The 18,543-nt window shown below is 67.2% G+C and carries 16 protein-coding genes; 11 read left to right on the top strand and 5 right to left on the bottom strand.

What is annotated here, in order from left to right; translation table 11 throughout:
- Positions 1 to 61 precede the first annotated feature (61 nt).
- The 5 genes from P0086_RS07230 (at position 62) to lpxK (ending at position 4,518) form a co-directional block, all read left to right on the top strand.
- Positions 62 to 880: a 3'(2'),5'-bisphosphate nucleotidase CysQ gene (locus tag P0086_RS07230; protein ID WP_275784434.1), complete on the top strand. Its 819-nt coding sequence runs from the start codon at positions 62 to 64 to the stop codon at positions 878 to 880.
- 59 nt (positions 881 to 939) lie between these two features.
- Complete coding sequence (locus P0086_RS07225; protein ID WP_112598823.1) at positions 940 to 1,176, top strand: DUF4170 domain-containing protein; 237 nt, start codon at positions 940 to 942, stop codon at positions 1,174 to 1,176.
- A 102-nt stretch (positions 1,177 to 1,278) separates the two neighbouring features.
- Positions 1,279 to 2,589: a lipid IV(A) 3-deoxy-D-manno-octulosonic acid transferase gene (waaA, locus tag P0086_RS07220; protein WP_112598825.1), complete on the top strand. Its 1,311-nt coding sequence runs from the start codon at positions 1,279 to 1,281 to the stop codon at positions 2,587 to 2,589.
- A gap of 13 nt (positions 2,590 to 2,602) precedes the next feature.
- Entirely contained in the window at positions 2,603 to 3,340 is a 738-nt protein-coding gene (locus P0086_RS07215; RefSeq protein ID WP_275784000.1) for an HAD family hydrolase, read from the top strand.
- 137 nt (positions 3,341 to 3,477) lie between these two features.
- Positions 3,478 to 4,518, top strand: a complete 1,041-nt coding sequence (lpxK, locus tag P0086_RS07210) for a tetraacyldisaccharide 4'-kinase (RefSeq protein WP_275783998.1) — start codon at positions 3,478 to 3,480, stop codon at positions 4,516 to 4,518.
- A 90-nt stretch (positions 4,519 to 4,608) separates the two neighbouring features.
- Here the strand turns inward: lpxK and P0086_RS07205 are convergent, their stop codons facing one another.
- Both P0086_RS07205 and mutL read right to left on the bottom strand, forming a co-directional pair.
- Complete coding sequence (locus P0086_RS07205) at positions 4,609 to 4,839, bottom strand: DUF2093 domain-containing protein (protein WP_275783995.1); 231 nt, start codon at positions 4,837 to 4,839, stop codon at positions 4,609 to 4,611.
- Between the two features lie 245 nt (positions 4,840 to 5,084).
- Positions 5,085 to 6,887 carry a DNA mismatch repair endonuclease MutL gene (mutL, locus tag P0086_RS07200; protein ID WP_275783992.1) on the bottom strand — a complete coding sequence of 601 codons (1,803 nt, stop codon included), beginning with the start codon at positions 6,885 to 6,887 and terminating at the stop codon, positions 5,085 to 5,087.
- Between the two features lie 285 nt (positions 6,888 to 7,172).
- Between mutL and P0086_RS07195 the strand changes: the two genes are divergently transcribed.
- The 3 genes from P0086_RS07195 to P0086_RS07185 all read left to right on the top strand — a co-directional run bounded on the left by P0086_RS07195 (position 7,173) and on the right by P0086_RS07185 (position 10,825).
- Positions 7,173 to 8,894, top strand: a complete 1,722-nt coding sequence (locus P0086_RS07195; protein WP_275783990.1) for a response regulator — start codon at positions 7,173 to 7,175, stop codon at positions 8,892 to 8,894.
- A gap of 128 nt (positions 8,895 to 9,022) precedes the next feature.
- Positions 9,023 to 10,381 carry an EAL domain-containing protein gene (locus P0086_RS07190; protein ID WP_112598832.1) on the top strand — a complete coding sequence of 453 codons (1,359 nt, stop codon included), beginning with the start codon at positions 9,023 to 9,025 and terminating at the stop codon, positions 10,379 to 10,381.
- Between the two features lie 105 nt (positions 10,382 to 10,486).
- Positions 10,487 to 10,825 carry a PilZ domain-containing protein gene (locus P0086_RS07185; protein WP_112598834.1) on the top strand — a complete coding sequence of 113 codons (339 nt, stop codon included), beginning with the start codon at positions 10,487 to 10,489 and terminating at the stop codon, positions 10,823 to 10,825.
- On the opposite strand, the gene P0086_RS07180 is transcribed toward P0086_RS07185, so the two are convergent.
- On the bottom strand, positions 10,812 to 11,759 hold the full coding sequence (locus P0086_RS07180; protein ID WP_112598835.1) for a LysR substrate-binding domain-containing protein: 948 nt from the start codon (positions 11,757 to 11,759) through the stop codon (positions 10,812 to 10,814). The two genes, P0086_RS07185 and P0086_RS07180, sit on opposite strands and share 14 nt — an antisense overlap.
- A gap of 88 nt (positions 11,760 to 11,847) precedes the next feature.
- On the opposite strand from P0086_RS07180, the gene P0086_RS07175 reads away from it, so the two are divergent.
- Positions 11,848 to 13,398 (top strand): trimethylamine methyltransferase family protein, encoded by a 1,551-nt coding sequence (locus P0086_RS07175; protein WP_112612849.1) that lies wholly within the window; start codon positions 11,848 to 11,850, stop codon positions 13,396 to 13,398.
- Between the two features lie 28 nt (positions 13,399 to 13,426).
- Positions 13,427 to 15,475 (top strand): NADH:flavin oxidoreductase, encoded by a 2,049-nt coding sequence (locus P0086_RS07170; protein ID WP_275783982.1) that lies wholly within the window; start codon positions 13,427 to 13,429, stop codon positions 15,473 to 15,475.
- 25 nt (positions 15,476 to 15,500) lie between these two features.
- Here P0086_RS07170 and P0086_RS07165 read toward each other — a convergent pair whose 3' ends face one another.
- A complete protein-coding gene (locus P0086_RS07165; protein ID WP_275783980.1) occupies positions 15,501 to 16,490 on the bottom strand; it encodes a LysR family transcriptional regulator in 990 nt (329 codons plus the stop codon).
- Between the two features lie 73 nt (positions 16,491 to 16,563).
- Between P0086_RS07165 and P0086_RS07160 the strand changes: the two genes are divergently transcribed.
- Positions 16,564 to 17,688 (top strand): alkene reductase, encoded by a 1,125-nt coding sequence (locus P0086_RS07160; RefSeq protein ID WP_275783977.1) that lies wholly within the window; start codon positions 16,564 to 16,566, stop codon positions 17,686 to 17,688.
- A gap of 88 nt (positions 17,689 to 17,776) precedes the next feature.
- Here P0086_RS07160 and P0086_RS07155 read toward each other — a convergent pair whose 3' ends face one another.
- On the bottom strand, positions 17,777 to 18,412 hold the full coding sequence (locus P0086_RS07155; protein WP_275783974.1) for a PRC-barrel domain-containing protein: 636 nt from the start codon (positions 18,410 to 18,412) through the stop codon (positions 17,777 to 17,779).
- Positions 18,413 to 18,543: the final 131 nt, after the last annotated feature.

Raw genomic sequence — 18,543 nt, 5'->3', positions numbered from 1 at the left:
GGCAATCGAGCGCCGCGACAGATGTTGGGCGCCACGGCGCGCCCCGGAAGCGAAACGGATGATGGACACGCCGGCCGGCAACACCCGATATCGTTGGGCAGACGACCTCGATCTTCTGCACGAGGCCGCGCTGGCGGCCGGCGAGATCGCCATGTCCTATTTCCGCAAGGACCCGGACGTCTGGTGGAAGAACCAGGGCCGCTCGCCCGTCAGCGCCGCCGACATCGCCGCCAACGATACTTTGAAGTCGATGCTCCTGAAGGCGCGGCCGAACTACGGCTGGCTGTCGGAGGAGACCGACGACGACCCGGCGCGCCTGTCCTGCGAGACGCTGTTCGTCATCGACCCGATCGACGGCACCCGCGCCTTCATCGCCGGCAGCGACCTCTGGTGCGTGAGCGCGGCGGTGGTCCATCGGGGCCGCCCGGTGGCCGGCGTGCTCTTCGCCCCCGCTCTGAAGGAAGTGTTCGCCGCGACAGAGGGCGGCCCGGCGCTGAAGAACGGCAACCCCGTCCGCGTCGCCGCGCCGGACGGGGTGCAGCCGTTGCGGCTCGCGGCCGCGGCGGACATGGTTTCCCGGCTCGACACGGCGGCACTCGGCGCGGTCGAACGCATCCCCCACGTGCCTTCGCTCGCCTATCGGCTGGCGATGGTTGCCGAGGGCCGGATCGACGGCACGCTGGTGAAGACCAATTCGCAGGATTGGGATCTCGCCGCCGCGGACCTGATCCTCGCCAATGCTGGCGGCGGGCTCGTTGATCTCGACGGCAGGCCGCTCACCTACAATCGCCCCGACGTGCGCCACGGCGTGCTCTGCGCTGCGGGATCGGCCTGGCTTGGAAGGTTGATAAGCGCCGCGGGCGGCCTTGACGGCCATTGACCTTTTCGTCCGGATGGCTCAAACCCTGTGTGAAAAATACCACTATCGATGAGATGAAAATGACAGAGACTGGCGACAGCAAGCAGCTCCTGCACCTCGTCTTCGGCGGCGAGCTCACCACGCTGAAGGACGTAAAGTTCCGCGACCTCGACAAGCTCGACATCGTCGGCATCTATCCCGACTATGCGTCTGCGCTCGTGGCCTGGAAGTCGAAGGCGCAGCAGACGGTCGACAACGCGCACATGCGCTATTTCATCGTCCACATGCACAAGCTGCTCGATCCCGAAAACGGCTGATGCCGCCATTTGCCTTCCGGCGTCCGCTGACGCCGGGGGCCTACCGATGACCGGAATTCCCATGAAGCCTCGCGGACGGATCATTGCAGCCAGGGGGCGCCGATGAGCAGTGCTCTGGCGCGCTTCGCACTGTCCGCCTATCGCTGGATCGGCCTCGGCCTCTACCCGGTCATGCGGCCCTACCTCGCCATCCGCGCCGCCAAGGGCAAGGAGGAGCGCGGGCGCCGGCGCGAGCGCTTCGGCCACGCCAGCGTCGCAAGGCCCGCAGGCCCGCTCGTCTGGTTCCACGCCGCAAGCGTCGGCGAGACCAATGCGCTGCTGCCGCTGATCCGCGAGGTCCGCCGCCGCGGCATCAATGTCGTCCTGACCACCGGCACCGTCACCTCCGCCCGCGTCGCGCGCGAGCGGCTCGGCGAGACGGTGATCCACCAGTATGTCCCCCTCGACCTGAAGCCGACCGTCAGCCGCTTCCTCGACCACTGGCATCCCGATCTCGCCGTGATGGCGGAATCGGAGATCTGGCCGATGACGATCCTGGAGCTCGGCGCGCGCCACATCGCCCAGGTCCTGGTCAACGGGCGCATGTCCGACCGGTCCTTCAGGCGGTGGAAGAAGCGTCCGGCGATCGCCGACGCCCTGTTCGAAAAGTTCGCCCTGGTAGTGGCGCAGTCGGAGGTCGATGCCGAGCGCTTCCGCGCGCTGGGAGCGCTGCCGGTGATCGTCACCGGCAACCTCAAGGTCGAGACCGACGCGCCGCCCTATGACCCGGCGGTACTGGCAGGCTATCTCGGCCAACTCGGCGACCGAAAGACCTGGGCGGCGATCTCCACCTTCGAAGGCGAGGAACTGGCGGCCGGTTCCGTCCACCGGGCACTCAGAGAGCGCACCAAGCTCCTGACGATCGTCGTCCCGCGCCATCCCGAGCGGTCTGACGCGATCGAGGAAGCGCTTGTCGCCAAGGGACTGAAGGTGGCGCGCCGGACGCGCAATGATCCGCTGACTGCGGACACCGACATTTTTCTCGGGGACACGATCGGCGAGATGGGACTTTACCTGCGCATGACGGAAATCGCCTTCGTCGGCCGGTCGCTCTTCGGCGAGGGCGGGCAGAACCCGCTGGAGCCGGCCATGCTCGGCTGCGCCATCCTGTCCGGCCCCAACGTGCAGAACTTCCGCGACAGCTACCAGCGCCTGGCCAAGAGCGGCAGCGCAAAAATGGTGCGCGACGTCGAGATGCTGGCCAAGGGCGTCGGCTATCTGCTGAGCCATGCCGACATGCGCAACAAGATGATCGAGGCCGGCCATGACACGGTCCACGAGATGCGCGGCGCGCTGGCCGACACCATCCGCGGGCTGGAGCCCTACCTCAACCCGTTGACGGTGAAGGCGCGGCTGCACCCGCGCGAACAGTGACGAGCGAGCCGACATGACCAAGGCCCAAGCCATTTCCGGCATCCTGTTCGACAAGGACGGCACGCTGCTCGACTATGCGAAGAGCTGGGTGCCGGTGAACTACGAGCTCGCCCGCATCGCAGCCGCCGGCGACGAGGAACTCGCCCGCCGGCTCCTGGCGGCCTGCGGCATGGATCCCGACACCGGCCACGTCGCGCCCGACACCCTGCTGGCCGCCGGCAACACCGTCGAGATTGCCGAGGGCATGGTCGCAGCCGGCTCGCCGATGGGGGCCGCCGAACTCGCCGCCCTGTTCGACGGCCTGTTCGCACAGTCGGCGTCGATGGCGGTGGCGGTGACCGATCTCGCCGGCTTCTTCGCGGCGCTGCATGAGCGGGGATACCGGCTGGGCGTCGCCTCGAGCGACAACGAGCGCTCGATCCGCGAGACCGCGCGCCGCTTCGGCTTCGAGCAGTATCTCCACTATGTCGCGGGCTACGACAGCGGCCACGGGGTCAAGCCCGAGCCCGGCATGGTGCTCGGCTTCTGTGCCGCGACCGGGCTCGATCCGCAGCAGGTGGCCGTCGTCGGCGACAACAACCACGACCTGCACATGGGGCGAAGCGCCGGCGCCGGCCTGACCGTCGCTGTTCTGACCGGCACCGGATCGCGGGATTCGCTGGCCCAGGCCTCCGACTATTGCTTGAACGACATCACCGAACTGCCCGCGCTTCTGCCCGAAGGCGCCCCGGCGCGCGCACCGCGCGCCTGAAATCGTTGCATTCGTTCGATTTCCGGGCATTGTTGTCTGAGTGGCGACCCATGAGGCGTGCCCGCGGTGCAGTCGTGGGAGCGCGCCTCTGGCGCATGGGGCATGCCGTCGCGGGGCGACGGGATCGGGGGAAGTGAATGGTTTCTGAGGCTCCGCCCTTCTGGTGGACGAAGCCGGACTGGCGCGCCTATGCGCTGTGGCCGGTGTCACGGCTCTACGGCCTCATTGCGGGCGCGCGGATGCGCCGGGCCCGCCGGGCCGCCGTCCCGGTCCCGATCATCTGCGTCGGCAATTTCACCGTCGGCGGCGCCGGCAAGACGCCCACCTCCATCGCGCTCGCGCGCGCCGCCAAGGCGCGCGGCCTGCGCCCGGGCTTCCTCAGCCGCGGCTATGGCGGCTCGCTCGACGTCATCACGGTGGTCGATCCGGATCGCCACAGGGCCCGCGACGTCGGCGACGAGCCGCTGCTTCTGGCGCGCGAGGCGCTCACGGTGATTTCCCGCCGCAGGGTCGGCGGCGCGCGCCGGCTGGTCGAGGAGGGCGTCGACCTGATCATCATGGACGACGGCTTCCAGAGCGCCAGGCTCGTCTTCGATCATGCGCTGCTGGTGATCGATTCCCGGCGCGGGCTGGGGAACGGCTATCTGGTGCCGAGCGGCCCGGTCCGCGCCCCGCTACAGGAGCAGTTGCGCCAGACCTCGGCCCTTCTCGTGGTCGGCGACGGCAAGGCGGCCGACGCACTGATCCGCCAGGCCGCCCGTGCGGGCAAGCCCGTGCATACCGCGACGCTCGCAACCGTCGATGCACAGGACCTCGCCGGCCGCGCCGTGCTCGCCTGGTCGGGCCTTGCCGACAACGACAAGTTCTTCCGCACCGTCGAGGGCACCGGCGCCAGCCTCTACGCCACGCGCAGCTTCCCCGACCATCACCACATCTCCGACGACGAAGCCACGGACATCCTCGACCACGCCGACGCCCATGACTATGCCGTCGTGACGACGGCGAAGGACAGCGTCCGGCTGGCCGGCGAACATGGGCAGGCGGCAGTGTTGAAAGAGAGAAGCCGGGTGATCGAGGTCGAGATCCGCTTCGACGACCCGCGCGCGCCCGACAAGATCATCGACGCCGCACTGGCCTCGGCCAGAAAGCGCAAGCTCGAGGGTGCGAGGCCCACCTAGGGCATGTCCCGCAGGCGCGGCGTCGCGTCGGTGAAATGCAGGGCCGGGCTTCCCGCCATTGCAGCGATGAGAGGGGATGGGGCGCTCCGCTCAGCGGCTTGCCGGGTGACCACCGGCCCGCAGTTCCGCCTTCAGCGAGGCGTCGGCGTCGGCATAGGCTTCCTGGCGGGCGACGCTCCAGTAGCGCAGCTCGTCGAGCGGGATCTGCTCGCCGGTGATCGCGCAGACGACGTAGGAGCCCGGCACGAGGATCTGGAAGTCCGCGTCGAGATAGCGGACCTTCGCCTCCCGGCTCCCGTTACCTTCAAGTCGGTTCATCATCCGCATCTCCTGTTGGCCCCGCCGCCGGCGCCGCTCGCCGGGCAGGGCGGGCGCTGCTGGCCGCAACACTCTTGATCGGTGCATCGCGCTCGCCCCCACGTCCCGCCCGGGCCGAGGAACCGCGCGCCGGCATTTCTCAGAACATCTGCCGCAAGCGGCAGTCGCCGCGCGGACATCCGCCGCCTCGTCATGATGCACGGCATTCCCTGTGCCATATCGCGACCGTCAGCCGATTTCCAGCACTTTCAGCTTCGCCCGAAAAGACGCTCGATATCGGCGAGCTTGAGCTCGATATAGGTCGGCCGTCCGTGGTTGCACTGGCCGGAGCCGGGCGTGACCTCCATCTGCCGCAGCAGCGCGTTCATCTCCTCCGGGCGCATGCGCCGGCCGGAGCGCACTGAGCCGTGGCAGGCCATGGTCGCCGCCAGATATTCCAGCCGGCTCGCCAGGCCGTTCGCCGTGTCCCATTCGGCCAGTTCGTCGGCGAGCTGCCGCACCAGCCCCGCCGCGTCCATCTCGCCCAGCATCGCCGGCGTCTCGCGGACGGCGATCGCGCCGGGGCCGAAGCGCTCGATGCCGAGCCCGAGGATTGCGAAGTGCTCCGCATGGGCGACGAGCCGGTCGCAATCGTCCTCCGGCAGATCGACGATCTCCGGGATGAGCAGGCTCTGCGCCGGGACCGGCCGCGAGTGCAGGGCGTTGCGCATCGCCTCGAACACCAGCCGCTCATGGGCGGCGTGCTGGTCGACGATGACGAGGCCGTCCTCCGTCTGCGCCACGATGTAGTTCTCGTGCAGCTGCGCCCGTGCGGCCCCGAGCGGGTGGCGCACGGTCTCCTGCGCCGTCTCCGTCTGGACCACTGCCGGCATCGGCTCGGCGCGGGCCGATGGCTGGATGCCCATGTCGAATCCGGCCTGCCGGGCTTCGGCAAAGCCGTTCGGGACCGGCGCGTCCGAAAGCGGTCGCCAGGGCGAGGCCGACGGCGTCCAGGGCTGTGCCGGCCGCGGCTGTTCCGGCCGGAAGGCCCGCATCAGGCCGGCCGCCCCCGTCGTCGCCGCCCGGTCGCCCTCGCGCGACAGCGCCTGCCGGATCGCCCCGATGATCAGCCCGCGCACGAGCCCCGGATCGCGGAAGCGCACGTCCGACTTGGCCGGATGCACGTTGACGTCCACGAGCTCGGGATCGATCTCGATCTCCAGCACGGCGATCGGATAGCGGCCGCTCGGAATGGTCTCGGCATAGGCCGCCCGCAGCGCCGACCAGACGAGCTTGTCCTGCACCGGCCGGCCGTTGACGAAGGCGAACTGCTGCAGGCTGTTGCCGCGGTTGAAGGTCGGCACGCCGGCAAAGCCCGTGAGCCGCACGCCTTCGCGCTCGGCGTCGATCTCGATGGCGTTGTCGCGAAAGTCCTTGCCCAGCACCTGGGCGATGCGCGCCAGCCGGTCGTCGCCGGTGGCGGCGAGCTCCAGCGTCGAACGGTCGGGACCCGACAGCACGAAGCGGATGGAGGGGAAGGCGATCGCCATGCGGCGGACGACCTCGGTGATCGCCGCGGCCTCCGCCTTCTCGCTCTTCATGAATTTCAGCCGCGCGGGCGTGGCGAAGAACAGGTCGCGCACCTCGACCACCGTGCCGGGATTGGCCGGCGTCGGCCGCACCGGCTCGACCTTGCCGCCGGTCACGGCGATCAGCGAGCCTTCGGACGCCTCGCGCGTGCGGCTCTGGATCGACAATTTCGCCACCGACCCGATAGAGGGCAGCGCCTCGCCGCGAAAGCCGAGGGTGCGCACGTCGTCGAGGCTGTCGCTGATCTTCGAGGTGCAGTGCCGCCGGACGGCCATCGCCAGGTCCTCCGGCGACATGCCGAAGCCGTTGTCGGTGACGCGCAGCAGCGTCTTGCCGCCGCCGGCGGTCGCGATCTCGATGCGGCTCGCACCGGCATCGATGGCGTTCTCGATCAGTTCCTTGGCGGCGCTCGCCGGCCGTTCGATGACCTCGCCCGCGGCAATCTGGTTGATGAGGGTCTCGGACAGCTGCTGTATCGTCATGGCCCCATTTTCGGGGATTCGCCCGCCCGTGGAAAGATGGAAAGCGCCACGGTTGCGGTTCTCCAACCGTTTCCGGCGCGTTGCGCATGCGAGCGGGCAGCCGGGTTTAATGCAGCTTTAATAAAATACTGCGAACGTCTTGTTCTTGCTTGTATGAGGACAAGCTGGCCGGCAATCCGGCGGACATGTTCAGCGTCGCTGGCCGCTGGCACCTTCCCGTCCAAGGGCTTACCGCCCGATCAGCATGCTTCTTACCTGGCGAGCGGCGGCGGAGCCTGCACGAAAATGACCGATGGCGCGTCCGTCGACGCAAACATCCAGTCTGAGATCTTCAACGCGGCCTGCGATATCCTCGGCGTGGGCGTGTTCGTCTACGACCGCAACGATTGCCTGGTCTTCGCCAGCCGCCAGATCCAGCAGCTGCTGCCGCTCGATCCGAAGACTCTGGTCGCCGGCACGCGCCTGCGCGACGTCCTCGGCGCGATCTTCGATGCGGGCCTGCGCTACGGCGTCGCTTCCGACCAGCGGCACAGGGTGAACCGCGAGGACTGGATCTCCACGCGCATCTCCGCCCATTGGCGCGAGCAGCACGACACCGTCGAGCGGACCGGCAAGGATCGCTGGATCCGCTTCCGCAAGCGGCGGCTGCCGAATGGCTACAACATCTCCACCCTCACCGACGTGACCGAGCAGCGAAAGCAGGAGGACGCCTGGCGGGCCGACATGGAGCGGGCCGCGGTGACCGAGCAGATCCTCGACACGCTGCCGCATCCGCTGACGATCAAGGACCGCAACCTCGCCCACGTCGCCCTCAACAAGGCGTTTCGCACCGTCCATGGGCTGGAGGGCGAAGCCATCCTGGGGCGCACGAGCTGGGATCTGGTCGACCCCGACAACGCGGCCCGGATCGAGGAATGCGACCGGCAGGTGCTTGCGACCGGCGTGCCGTTCCAGGTCGCCGAACAGATCGTCAGAGCCGACGGCAGCCTGCTCTATGCCATCACCCGCAAATACAGGACCGGTCCGCCCGACCGGCCGATGCTCGTGACCGTCACCGAGGACGTCACCGACATCGCCCAGCCGGATGCGGCCGCGAACCGGCTCGCCCTGCGCCCGGGCATCCGCTTCCAGGGCGGCCAGAACCACTTCGATCCCGTCCGGGCGGTGGAGAAGCGGCTGCTTGTGGAGCAGTGCGGTTCCGACGAGAGGTCCGACCTCGCCGGCATGCGGATCCTGGTCGTGACCGACAACGCCAGGACGGAGAGGCTGGTCCTTTCCGAGCTGCGGGCCCGCGGGGCCGATTGCTGGGCTGTGCAGTCGCATGAGGCATTCCAGACCTTCGTCGACACCGCCCGCGATTGCGGCGTGGCGATCGAGATCGTGCTGCTCGACGGCGCGATGGACGGGCACGAGGCGGTGGCGCAGGCGGGCCTGCCCGTGCGGATGATCGCGCCGGAGGGCATCGGTGCGGATTTCTTCCGCGCGCTGGTCGAGCCGCACACGGTGCTGGTCGAGGTGGACGATGCGGATGCGGGCGCGACGGTGCCGTCCTCGCTCTTCGACGACTGGCACATCGCGACCGAACTCGACGCGCTCGCGCCCGCCATGCGCGGCGACATCGAGGTGCTCGTCGCCGAGGACAACCAGGTCAACCAGTTCGTGTTCTCGCAGATCCTCGAGGGCCTCGGCGTCTCGCACCGGGTGGCCGAGAACGGCGAGGAGGCGGTGGCGCTGTGGCGCAAGTACATGCCGCGGCTGGTGCTGATGGACATCGCCATGCCGCTGAAGAACGGCATCGACGCCACGATCGAGATCCGCGAGGCCGAAAGGTTGCTCGGCGTCCATACGCCGATCGTCGCAGTTACGGCGCAGGCCTTGAACGTCGACATGCAGAATTGTCTCGATGCCGGCATGGACGACTACATCACCAAGCCTGTCAGTCCGGACATGATCGAGAGGATCTACAACAAGTATGTCGCAGATGCGGAGGGGAGGAACGCAGCCTGATCGCCGTCTTTGCTGTCAACTCCCGATATATGGGGAGAGTTGTCGATAGATCAGAGCATGGCTGCTATGCCTTTGTTAATTCCCATGCTTCATCCTTCAAGTCTATCAAGGCGTCGGGAATTGCGTAAATGAAGTCGGGTAAGTATTCGGTGGCGGACGTTTCCCAGAGCGACCTGCATGCCATGGCTTACACCGATCCTTTGACCGGACTCGGCAATACCTACCGCCTGCGCGACAAGGTCCGCCAGCTCGCCGCCGAACGCGCCGAGGACCCCGCGCCCTTCACCGTCGCCATCGCCAATCTCGACGGCTTCAAGCCGATCAACGATCTGTTCGGGCCGGAGGCCGGCGACGAGATCCTCTGCCAGGTCGCCTATCGCCTCAAGGCCTGCATTCCCGACGGCGCGACGGTGACGCGCCACGGCGGCGACGAGTTCGCCTTCCTCTTTCCGCTGGTGTTCGAGCGCAAGGGGGCGGAGAAGATCGGCCAGATGCTGCGGGAGGTGCTCTCGGCGCCCTTCGACCTCGGCGACCGGAACGTGCGGCTGTCGGCCTCCTTCGGCTTTGCGATCTATCCCTTCGCCGGCGAGGAGTTCGCCGAGCTGGTGAAGAGCGCCGATACCGCGCTCTATCGCTCCAAGCGGCGCGGGCGCGGGCAGATCACCGTCTATTCGCAGGAGATCGCCCAGGAGATGAAGCGCGCCACGCACCTGGAGCAGGCGCTGCGCAATGCGATCATGGCCAACGAGGTGGACGTGCATTTCCAGCCGATCGTCCGCCTGAAGGACGATCTGGTCGTCGGTTTCGAGGCGCTCGCCCGCTGGTGCGACGCCGATCTCGGCTATGTTTCTCCGGCCATCTTCGTGCCGCTGGCCGAGGAGCGCGGCTTCATCGACGCGCTCTCCGAGGCGCTCCTGCGCAAGGCCGCGGAAGCGGCGCTCTACTGGCCCAAGGAACTGTTCCTGTCGTTCAACCTCTCTTCCGCCCAGCTGATGGATCCGAAGACGAGCCTGACCACGCTCGCGATCCTCAACCGCGTCGGCCTGGATCCGCGCCGGCTGGAACTGGAGATCACCGAGACGGCCGTGATGACGGATGCAGCCACCGCCCAGAAGATCGTCGCCGAACTGCGCGCCGCCGGCGTGCGCGTCTCGCTCGACGATTTCGGCACGGGCCAGTCCAGCCTGGGGCGGCTTCGCGACTTCACCTTCGACAAGGTCAAGATCGACCGCGCCTTCGTCTCGCGCATCTCCGACGATCGCGTCTCCGAGCACATCATCAAGGCGATCGTCGCGATGTGCGAAGGCCTCGACCTCGAAGTGGTGGCCGAGGGGATCGAGGATTTCTCCGAGGCGCTGAAGCTCAAGGCGCTCGGTTGCGGCATGGGCCAGGGCTATTTCTACGGCAAGCCCGCCGACGCGGTCACGACGCTGCGCTACCTCTCCGAGCGCTATGTCGGCCTGGAGCCGAAGGCGCTGCTCGCCTGAGACCGATTCCGCGACGGTGATCGCTCGTTAACCATGGGAATTAGGTCGGAATAAATGCACGCGCGCTAAAGTAGCCCCGTCCTGAAAAAACAAAGGGATTGTGGGATGCAGCAGAACATCAAGGATATGCCTGTCCGGGCCTCGGATCGCTCGAAGGTCCGCATTTTCGCCAATGTGAAGGTCATGCACCAGGAAAGCCGCGCGCGGGTCGTCGACCTGTCGCCGTCCGGCATGGCGCTCGATCTGGAAAAGCCGATCCGCATCGTTCCCGGGCAGATCATCACCATGGACAGCGAGGAACTCGGGCGCCTGTCGGGCACGGTCCGCTGGTACAACAACGGCCGCGTCGGCATCGAATACAAGCTCAACACCAATGCGCTGGCGCAGATCTCGTCCTATTTCCGCTTCTTCCACGAGGAAGTGAAGCCGGTCATGCGCCGCTGACGGCTGCCGTTCCTGCCAGCGGAAGATCCTTTTTGCCTTCGTCCAGCAGCCAGTCGCGGACCCGCCGCGCCTGGCTGTTCAGTTCGCGGGAGCGCGGCCAGACCACGTAGAACGCCAGCCCCGTCTTCAGCACATGGGTGCCGATCGGCACCAGCGCGCCCGACCTGACCTGCTGCGAGATCAGGTGCTGCCAGCCGAGCGCGATGCCCTCGCCGGCCAGAACCGCCTGGATCACCAGGACATAGTCGTTGATCGTCAGCCGCCGCGACTGCGCGGGATAGCGCAGGCCCGCGCTCGCAAACCATTCCGGCCAGTCGCAGGCCTGCCGCACCGGCTCCTCCAGGTGGATCAGCGGCAGCCGCAGCAACTCCTGCGGCGATTGCGCCATGCCGTGCGCCTCGATGAAGGCCGGGCTCGCCACCGCGTTGATCACCTCGGGCGCGAGCAGGGCGGCATGATAGCGCGGCCAGTCCGCCGGATCGCCGCCGCGGATGCCGAGCGGGATCGGCTCCTCCTCCAGGTCGAGGTCGCGCACGCTCGTCTGGATGCGCAGGTCGATCTCGGGCAGGTCCTCGCGCAGCCTTGCGAGCCGCGGCAGCATCCACATCGAGGCAAAGGCGGTCGAGGCCGCGAGCGTCACGTTCACCTCGCGTCCCTTGGCCCGGATGTCCTCGGCCGACTTCTGGATGCGCGAAAGCCCCAGCGAAACCTCGGTGTGAAAGCGTTCGCCGGCCTCCGTCAGCGCCACGGCGCGATGGACGCGGTGGAACAGCAGCACGCCCAGATGCTCCTCGAGCCCGCGGATCGCGTAGGAGACGGCCGCCTGGGTCATGCCCAGCTCCTTGGCCGCGCGGGTGAAATTCAGGTGCCGCCCGGCCGCCTCGAAGACGATCAGGCTTGCGGCGGACGGCAGCAGTCGGCGCAGTGTTTCCATAAGTGAGGTTTATACCAGTCCCAAGTTTTTTCCAGCGTTACAGGCGCATCGTTCCCAAATAGCATCGCCTGAGATTATGGAGGACGACATGGTGGCGACAGCGGTGGTGGACAATGCGACGCGTCGGACGAGGAGCGGGCGGCCGCAGCGCCGCGAGGGCGCCGGCAAGGCCGTAGGCGTGCCCTACATCGTCCGCAACATTCCGACCTACGACATCCTCTCCGAGGAGAACCTCGAGAAGATCGAGCGGACGGCGGACCGCATCCTTTCCGAGGTCGGCATCGAGTTCCGCGACGACCCGGTCGCGATCGAGCACTGGAAGCGGGCGGGCGCGAAGGTGGAAGGCGTGCTGGTGCGCTTCGAGCCGGGGATGCTGCGGGAGATCGTCGCGTCGGCGCCTGCCGAATTCACCCAGCATGCCCGCAATCCGGAGAAGAACGTCCGGATCGGCGGCAGGAACGTCGTCTTTTCCCCGGCCTACGGATCGCCCTTCGTCATGGACCTCGACAAGGGCCGGCGCTACGGCACGCTGGAGGATTTCCAGAACTTCATCAAGCTCGCCCAGTCGAGCCCCTGGCTGCACCACTCCGGCGGCACCATCTGCGAGCCGGTCGACGTGCCGGTGAACAAACGCCACCTCGACATGGTCTACAGCCACGTCAAGTATTCCGACCGCGCCTTCATGGGCTCGATCACCGCCGAGGAGCGGGCCGAGGACTCCATCGACATGGCGCGCATCGTCTTCGGCGCCGATTTCGTCGATGCCAACTGCGTCATCCTCGGCAACGTCAACGTCAATTCGCCGCTCGTCTGGGACGGCACGATGACGAAGTCGCTCAGGGCCTATGCCCGTGCCAACCAGGCGGCCGTCATCGTCCCCTTCATCCTCGGCGGCGCCATGGGGCCGGTGACGAACGCCGGCGCGATCGCCCAGTCCTTCGCCGAGACGCTCGCCGGTTGCGCGCTGACGCAGCTGGAGCGCAAGGGCGCGCCGGTGATCTTCGGCAACTTCCTCTCCTCCATGTCGCTCCGCTCCGGTTCGCCCACCTTCGGCACGCCGGAGCCGGCGATCGGCTCCATGGTCGTCGGCCAGCTCGCCCGCCGCCTGAACCTGCCCCTGCGCTGCGCCGGCAACTTCTCCAATTCCAAGCTGCCGGACGGCCAGGCGATGCAGGAGGGGCTGATGTCGATGCTGTCGGCCGTCCATTGCGGCGCCAATTTCATCCTGCATTCGGCCGGCTTCCTCGACGGCCTGCTCGCCATGTCCTACGAGAAGTTCGTGATGGACGCCGATCTCTGCGGCGCGCTGCATTCCTACCTCGCCGGCGTCACCGTCGACGACAATACGCTCGCCATGGATGCCTTCCTGCAGGTCGGTCCCGGCAGCCACTTCCTCGGCTGCGACCACACCATGCGCAACTACCAGACGGCCTTCTGGGACTCGGCGCTCTCCGACAACGAGCCGTTCGAGAAATGGAGCGAGGAGGGCGGCTCGACCGACATCGCCACCCGCGCCAACCGCCTCTGGAAAAAGACGCTCGCCGAATACGAAGCGCCGCCGCTGGACCTCGCCGTCGACGAAGCACTCTGCGACTATGTCGCCCGCAGGAAGGCGGCCATGGCCGACGCCTGGTACTGAACAGCCTGCCCCCAAGGACATTCCGTCAATGACGCATTCGAAAGACCCGCTGCTCCAGCCCTACACGCTCAAGCATCTCACCCTGAAGAACCGCATCATGTCGACTTCGCATGAGCCGGCCTATTCGGAAGACGGCATGCCGAAGGACCGCTACCGACTCTACCATGTGGAAAAGGCCAAGGGCGGGATCGCGCTGACGATGACGGCGGGCTCGGCGCTGGTGTCGGAGGATTCGCCGCCCGCCTTCGGCAATCTCTACGCCTATTCCGACGAGATCGTCCCCTGGCTGAAGAAGATCGCCGACGACTGTCACGAATACGGCACCGCCGTGATGATCCAGCTCACCCATCTCGGCCGGCGCACCAGCTGGAACAAGGGCGACTGGCTGCCGGTGCTGTCCGCCTCGCCGATCCGCGAGCCGGCGCACCGCGCCTTCCCCAAGGAGATCGAGGACTGGGACATCGAGCGCATCGTCGGCGACTATGCCGCAGCCGCAAGCCGCATGCAGGCGGCTGGCCTCGACGGCATCGAGATCGAGGCCTACGGCCATCTGCTGGACGGCTTCTGGTCGCCGGCCACCAACCGGCGCGACGACGAATACGGTGGTTCGCTGGAAAACCGCACGCGCTTCTCCAACATGGTGATCGATGCCGTGCGCAAGGCGGTCGGCCCGGATTTCATCGTCGGCATCCGCATGGTCGCCGACGAGGCCTGGGACATCGGGCTTACGAAGGAGGACGGCATCGAGATCGCCAGACGCCTGGCCGGCTCCGGCAAGATCGATTTCCTCAACATCATCCGCGGCCATATCGATCACGACGCGCATCTGAACGACGTCATTCCGATCATGGGCATGGCCGCCTCGCCGCATCTCGATTTCGCCGGCGAGGTGCGGGCGGCGACGAAGTTCCCGGTCTTCCATGCCGCCCGCATCGCCGACGTGGCGACGGCGCGCCATGCGATCGCCGAGGGCAAGCTCGACATGGTCGGCATGACCCGCGCCCACATCGCCGATCCGCATATCGTGAGGAAGATCGAGGCGGGCCTGGAGGCGCAGATCCGCCCCTGCGTCGGCGCCACCTACTGTCTCGACCGCATCTACGAGGGCGGCGGCGCGCTCTGCATCCACAATGCGGCGACCGGCCGCGAGGCGATCGTCCCGCACGTGATCTCGAAAACGACGGGGCGGCTGCGCAAGGCGGTCGTCGTCGGCGCCGGCCCGGCCGGGCTGGAGGCGGCGCGCGTGCTGGCCGAGCGCGGTCATGCGGTCGAAATACTGGAGGCGACGGGCGCGGCCGGCGGCCAGATCCTGCTCGCCGCCCGCAACCCGCGCCGCAAGGAACTCATCGGCATCGTCGACTGGCGGCTGTCGGAACTGGAGCGCCTCGGCGTCCCGATCCACTACAACGTCTTCGCCGGCGCCGAGGACGTTTTGGAGCGCGAGCCCGATCTCGTGGTGATCGCCACCGGCGGCATCGCCCAGAACCCGGAGCTGGAGGCGGGCGACGAACTCGTCGTCTCCAGCTGGGACATCATCGCCGGTGCGGTGAAGCCCGACGGGCCGGTGCTGCTCTACGACGACGCCGGCACCCATTCCGGCATGACCGCCGCCGAGCTCATCGCCAATGCCGGCGTCGAGCTGGAGGTGGTCTCGCCGGAACGCTTCTTCGCGCCCGAGATCGGCGGCATGAACCACGTTCCCTATGCCAGGGCTTTTGCCGAGAAGAACGTGCGGGTGACGATCAACACCCGGCTGAAGGCCGTCCGCCGCGACGGCAACGGGCTGGTGGCGACGCTGGGCTCGGATTTTTCCGACACCGCGCGCACGGAGCGGCGGGTGGCGCAGGTGGTGGTCGAACACGGCACCATGGCGATGGCCGAGCTCTATTTCGAGCTGAAGCCGAGGTCGCGCAACCTCGGCGCCGTCGACTACAAGGCGCTGATCCGCCAGCAGAACCCGATCGAGCCGCGCAATCCGGACGGGGCCTTCGACCTGATCCGCATCGGCGACGCCGTCCACAGCCGCAACATCCACGCCGGCATCTACGACGGCTTGCGCTACGGCGTGCTGTTCTGAGGCGCGCTGGTTTTCAGGCCTTGGGCTATTCCGCGGCGACCATGGCGACGTCCGGCGCGGCGTTCGCCTGCAGTACCTTGGCCCGAACGGGCTCCAGCGCCGCGAGAACCATCTTGCGCAGCCATGCATTGCCGGCGTTGCGGTCGGACGATGTGTGCCATGCGAGCGAGATGTCGTAGGGCGGGATGCCCACCGGCCCGGGGCTGATGGCGAGGCCAAAGACCGGCGCCCAAGCCCGGGCGAAACTTGCCGGCACAGCCGCGATCATGTGCGCGTCCCGAACCAGCACCGGCAGCGTGAAGAGGTGCGGTGTGGTGACAGCCGCGCGCCGTTTCAGGCCTCGGTCAGCCAGAACCTCGTCCACGAGGCGGCAACGACCGTCCTTGCTGACGATCACCGCCTGCGGCGTCGAGAGAAATGTCTCGAGATCGATCGACCCGGATTGCCCGGTCGTTTCGGGGTTGCTCAGGATGACATAGCGCTCGGACCAGAGCTTGCGGCGTTTATGGAGTTCGTTGCCAGTGTCCACTTTGCCGATCGCGAGGTCGATCTCGCCACTGTCCAGCAGATCTGCCGGATAGTCCTGGTCAATCGGCCGTACAACGAAATTGACATTCGGCGCCTGCTCGTGAACTGCGGCGAGTAGCGGCGCCATCAGCAGGCTCTCCAGATAGTCGGTCAACCCGAGCGTAAAAATTCGCTCGTCCGTTGCAGGGTCGAATGGCTCCGGCTCGATCAGGCGCGACTGGATCGTGCACAGGACGCCGCTCACCGTGTCCGCGAGCTCCTGCGCCCGCGGCGTCGGCTCGATGCCCCGCGCCGAGCGGACGAACAGCTCGTCCGAGAGAAGCGCCCGCATGCGCCCGAGATTGTGGCTCAGGGCGGATTGGGAGGTGCCGATCCGCTGCGCCGCCCGCGTGACGTTGCGCTCGCTCATCAAGGCGTCGAACGCGACCAGCAGGTTCAGGTCGAACTTCAGGATATGAGCATGATTGATAGACATCATGAGATCCATCTATTGGATTTATTTAGCTCTAAGAAATATGTCTTTCCTCGATGAGAAGCAACACCCTTTAGGAGTATGGATCATGAAGTCTCTGTTCGAAGCCTACGATTTGCGCGGACGCCGCCTCGGCAACCGTATCGTCATGGCGCCGATGACCCGGGCGAGGGCGAGGGACGGCGTCGCCGACCTGCAGACCGCCCTCTATTACCGCCAGCGCGCCGGCGCCGGCCTGGTCGTCTCCGAGGGGACGCCGATATCGCAGGAGGGAACGGGCTTCGCCTTCATTCCCGGCATCTGGTCGAAGGCCCAGGTCTCGGGCTGGGACGGCGTCACACGCGCCGTCCACGCGCAGGGCGGGACGATCTTCGCGCAGATCTGGCATGTCGGGCGCATGTCGCACACCTCGCTGCAGCCGGGCGGCGGGCAGCCGGTCAGCGCCGGCGCCATACCGGCACGCGACGACAAGAGCATGGCCTTCGCCTTCGGCGAGGACGGGACCGCCGGCTTCGTCGAGGCGAGCGTGCCGCGGCCGCTGCGGACCGAGGAGATCGCAAGGGTCGTCGACGACTTCGCCAATGCCGCGGCGAACGCCGTGGAGGCCGGGTTCGACGGCGTGGAAATCCACGGCGCCAACGGCTATCTGCTCGAACAGTTCCTCAATCCGCATGTCAACGACCGCACCGACCGCTATGGCGCCGGCAATGTCGAGGATCGGACGCGGTTTGTCCTGGAGGTCGTGGACGCGGTGGTCGCGCGCATCGGCGCCGACAGGGTCGGCATCCGCTTCTCGCCGTTCGGCAAGCTGTTCGACATGCCCCATTATCCGCAGATCGAGGAGACCTACCTGCACCTCGCGGCCGCGCTTCAGGCGCGCGGGCTTGCCTATGTTCATCTGATGGACCAGGGAAACGCCGCGGCGCCGGCGATATCGGAAGCCTTCCTGCGGAAATTCCGCCGAGCCTATACGGGAACGCTGATCCTTGCCGGTTCGATGGACAAGGGCCGCGCCGAACGGCTTCTCAGGGACGATCTCATCGATCTTGCCGGCTTCGGCCAGCCGTTCATCGCCAATCCGGATCTGGTCGACCGCCTGCGGCGCGACCTGCCTTTGGCGAAGCCCGTCCGCGAGACCTACTATGGCGGCGGTGCCGAAGGCTATACCGACTACCCGGCCTATGAGGACGGTCCCGAAGCCAGGGTCGCCTGATCGCGGCCCCGATGGCCGCGGGTAGAATGAAAGGAAATAGCCCGGCAACGCTCGCGCGTCGCCGGGCTTGTCGGCTCCGATCTTCCGCTTACTGAGCGGGTTCCGTCGCCGGAGCAGCAGGCGTCGTGGTCGTCGACGAGGTCGTCGAGGTGTCGACCTGCTCGGTTTCCGCGACCTTTTCGGACAGCGTCTTGAATTCCGGGGCTGCCTGCAGGGTCTCGGCCGTTTCGGTCGTGGTCAGCTTGACCTCGCCGCCGTCCGGCGCCTGGTTGACGGTGATGTTGTTGAACGGGACGGCCACGGCCTTTTCGCCGATGCCGAGGAAGCCGCCGACGCCGATCACCGCTGCGGTGATGCCGCCGTCCTTCTCCATGATCAGGTCGCTGATCGAGCCAATGCTCTCATCGGCGGAGTTGTAGACCGACTGGCCGATATAGGTGTTGGCGCTGATCTGGGTCGGTGCCTGCTCGGTCAGATAGGTGTCGGGGGTGGCCGCTGCCGTGTCGGTGGCCGTTTCGCCGGCCGCCGGCGGCGTCGTGGTCTGGGCCTCGTTCATGTCGTCCATCGGCTGCGCCGGGGTGCCGGCGTCAGGCGCGGCGGCCGGAGCCTCCATCGCCGGGGCGGTCTGCGGCTGGGTGGTGTCCTGCGCATAGGCTGCGGGTGCGATGGCGGCACCGAGGAAGATGGCACCAGCGGCAACGGAAGTGAGAAGCTTGTTGGTCATGTCGAACCTGCCTTTCTTTGCTTGCGGTCAAGGAGCGGCGGATCCGTTTTGGCTGTCCGTCCGCACCGGCTGATGCTTGGAAAACTCACGCAAGCAGGAATGGTTCCGCAGAAAAGTCGGCGGCGGCGCGA

The organism is Mycoplana sp. MJR14 (assembly GCF_029210525.1).
In the GTDB taxonomy this organism is placed as follows: Bacteria; Pseudomonadota; Alphaproteobacteria; order Rhizobiales; family Rhizobiaceae; genus Mycoplana.
This window is presented reverse-complemented; position numbering and strand designations above follow the sequence as displayed.

What these genes read in the sequence shown, in the direction of transcription:
- P0086_RS07185 (WP_112598834.1), top strand. Translation starts at nt 10,487, where the DNA reads ATGCAGCAGAACATCAAGGATATGCCTGTCCGGGCCTCGGATCGCTCG.
- P0086_RS07175 (WP_112612849.1), top strand. Translation starts at nt 11,848, where the DNA reads ATGGTGGCGACAGCGGTGGTGGACAATGCGACGCGTCGGACGAGGAGC.
- P0086_RS07225 (WP_112598823.1), top strand. Translation starts at nt 940, where the DNA reads ATGACAGAGACTGGCGACAGCAAGCAGCTCCTGCACCTCGTCTTCGGC.
- P0086_RS07195 (WP_275783990.1), top strand. Translation starts at nt 7,173, where the DNA reads ATGACCGATGGCGCGTCCGTCGACGCAAACATCCAGTCTGAGATCTTC.
- P0086_RS07160 (WP_275783977.1), top strand. Translation starts at nt 16,564, where the DNA reads ATGAAGTCTCTGTTCGAAGCCTACGATTTGCGCGGACGCCGCCTCGGC.
- mutL (WP_275783992.1), bottom strand. Translation starts at nt 6,887, where the DNA reads ATGACGATACAGCAGCTGTCCGAGACCCTCATCAACCAGATTGCCGCG.
- P0086_RS07165 (WP_275783980.1), bottom strand. Translation starts at nt 16,490, where the DNA reads ATGGATCTCATGATGTCTATCAATCATGCTCATATCCTGAAGTTCGAC.
- P0086_RS07170 (WP_275783982.1), top strand. Translation starts at nt 13,427, where the DNA reads ATGACGCATTCGAAAGACCCGCTGCTCCAGCCCTACACGCTCAAGCAT.
- P0086_RS07205 (WP_275783995.1), bottom strand. Translation starts at nt 4,839, where the DNA reads ATGATGAACCGACTTGAAGGTAACGGGAGCCGGGAGGCGAAGGTCCGC.
- P0086_RS07180 (WP_112598835.1), bottom strand. Translation starts at nt 11,759, where the DNA reads ATGGAAACACTGCGCCGACTGCTGCCGTCCGCCGCAAGCCTGATCGTC.
- P0086_RS07155 (WP_275783974.1), bottom strand. Translation starts at nt 18,412, where the DNA reads ATGACCAACAAGCTTCTCACTTCCGTTGCCGCTGGTGCCATCTTCCTC.
- P0086_RS07230 (WP_275784434.1), top strand. Translation starts at nt 62, where the DNA reads ATGGACACGCCGGCCGGCAACACCCGATATCGTTGGGCAGACGACCTC.
- lpxK (WP_275783998.1), top strand. Translation starts at nt 3,478, where the DNA reads ATGGTTTCTGAGGCTCCGCCCTTCTGGTGGACGAAGCCGGACTGGCGC.
- P0086_RS07190 (WP_112598832.1), top strand. Translation starts at nt 9,023, where the DNA reads ATGAAGTCGGGTAAGTATTCGGTGGCGGACGTTTCCCAGAGCGACCTG.
- waaA (WP_112598825.1), top strand. Translation starts at nt 1,279, where the DNA reads ATGAGCAGTGCTCTGGCGCGCTTCGCACTGTCCGCCTATCGCTGGATC.
- P0086_RS07215 (WP_275784000.1), top strand. Translation starts at nt 2,603, where the DNA reads ATGACCAAGGCCCAAGCCATTTCCGGCATCCTGTTCGACAAGGACGGC.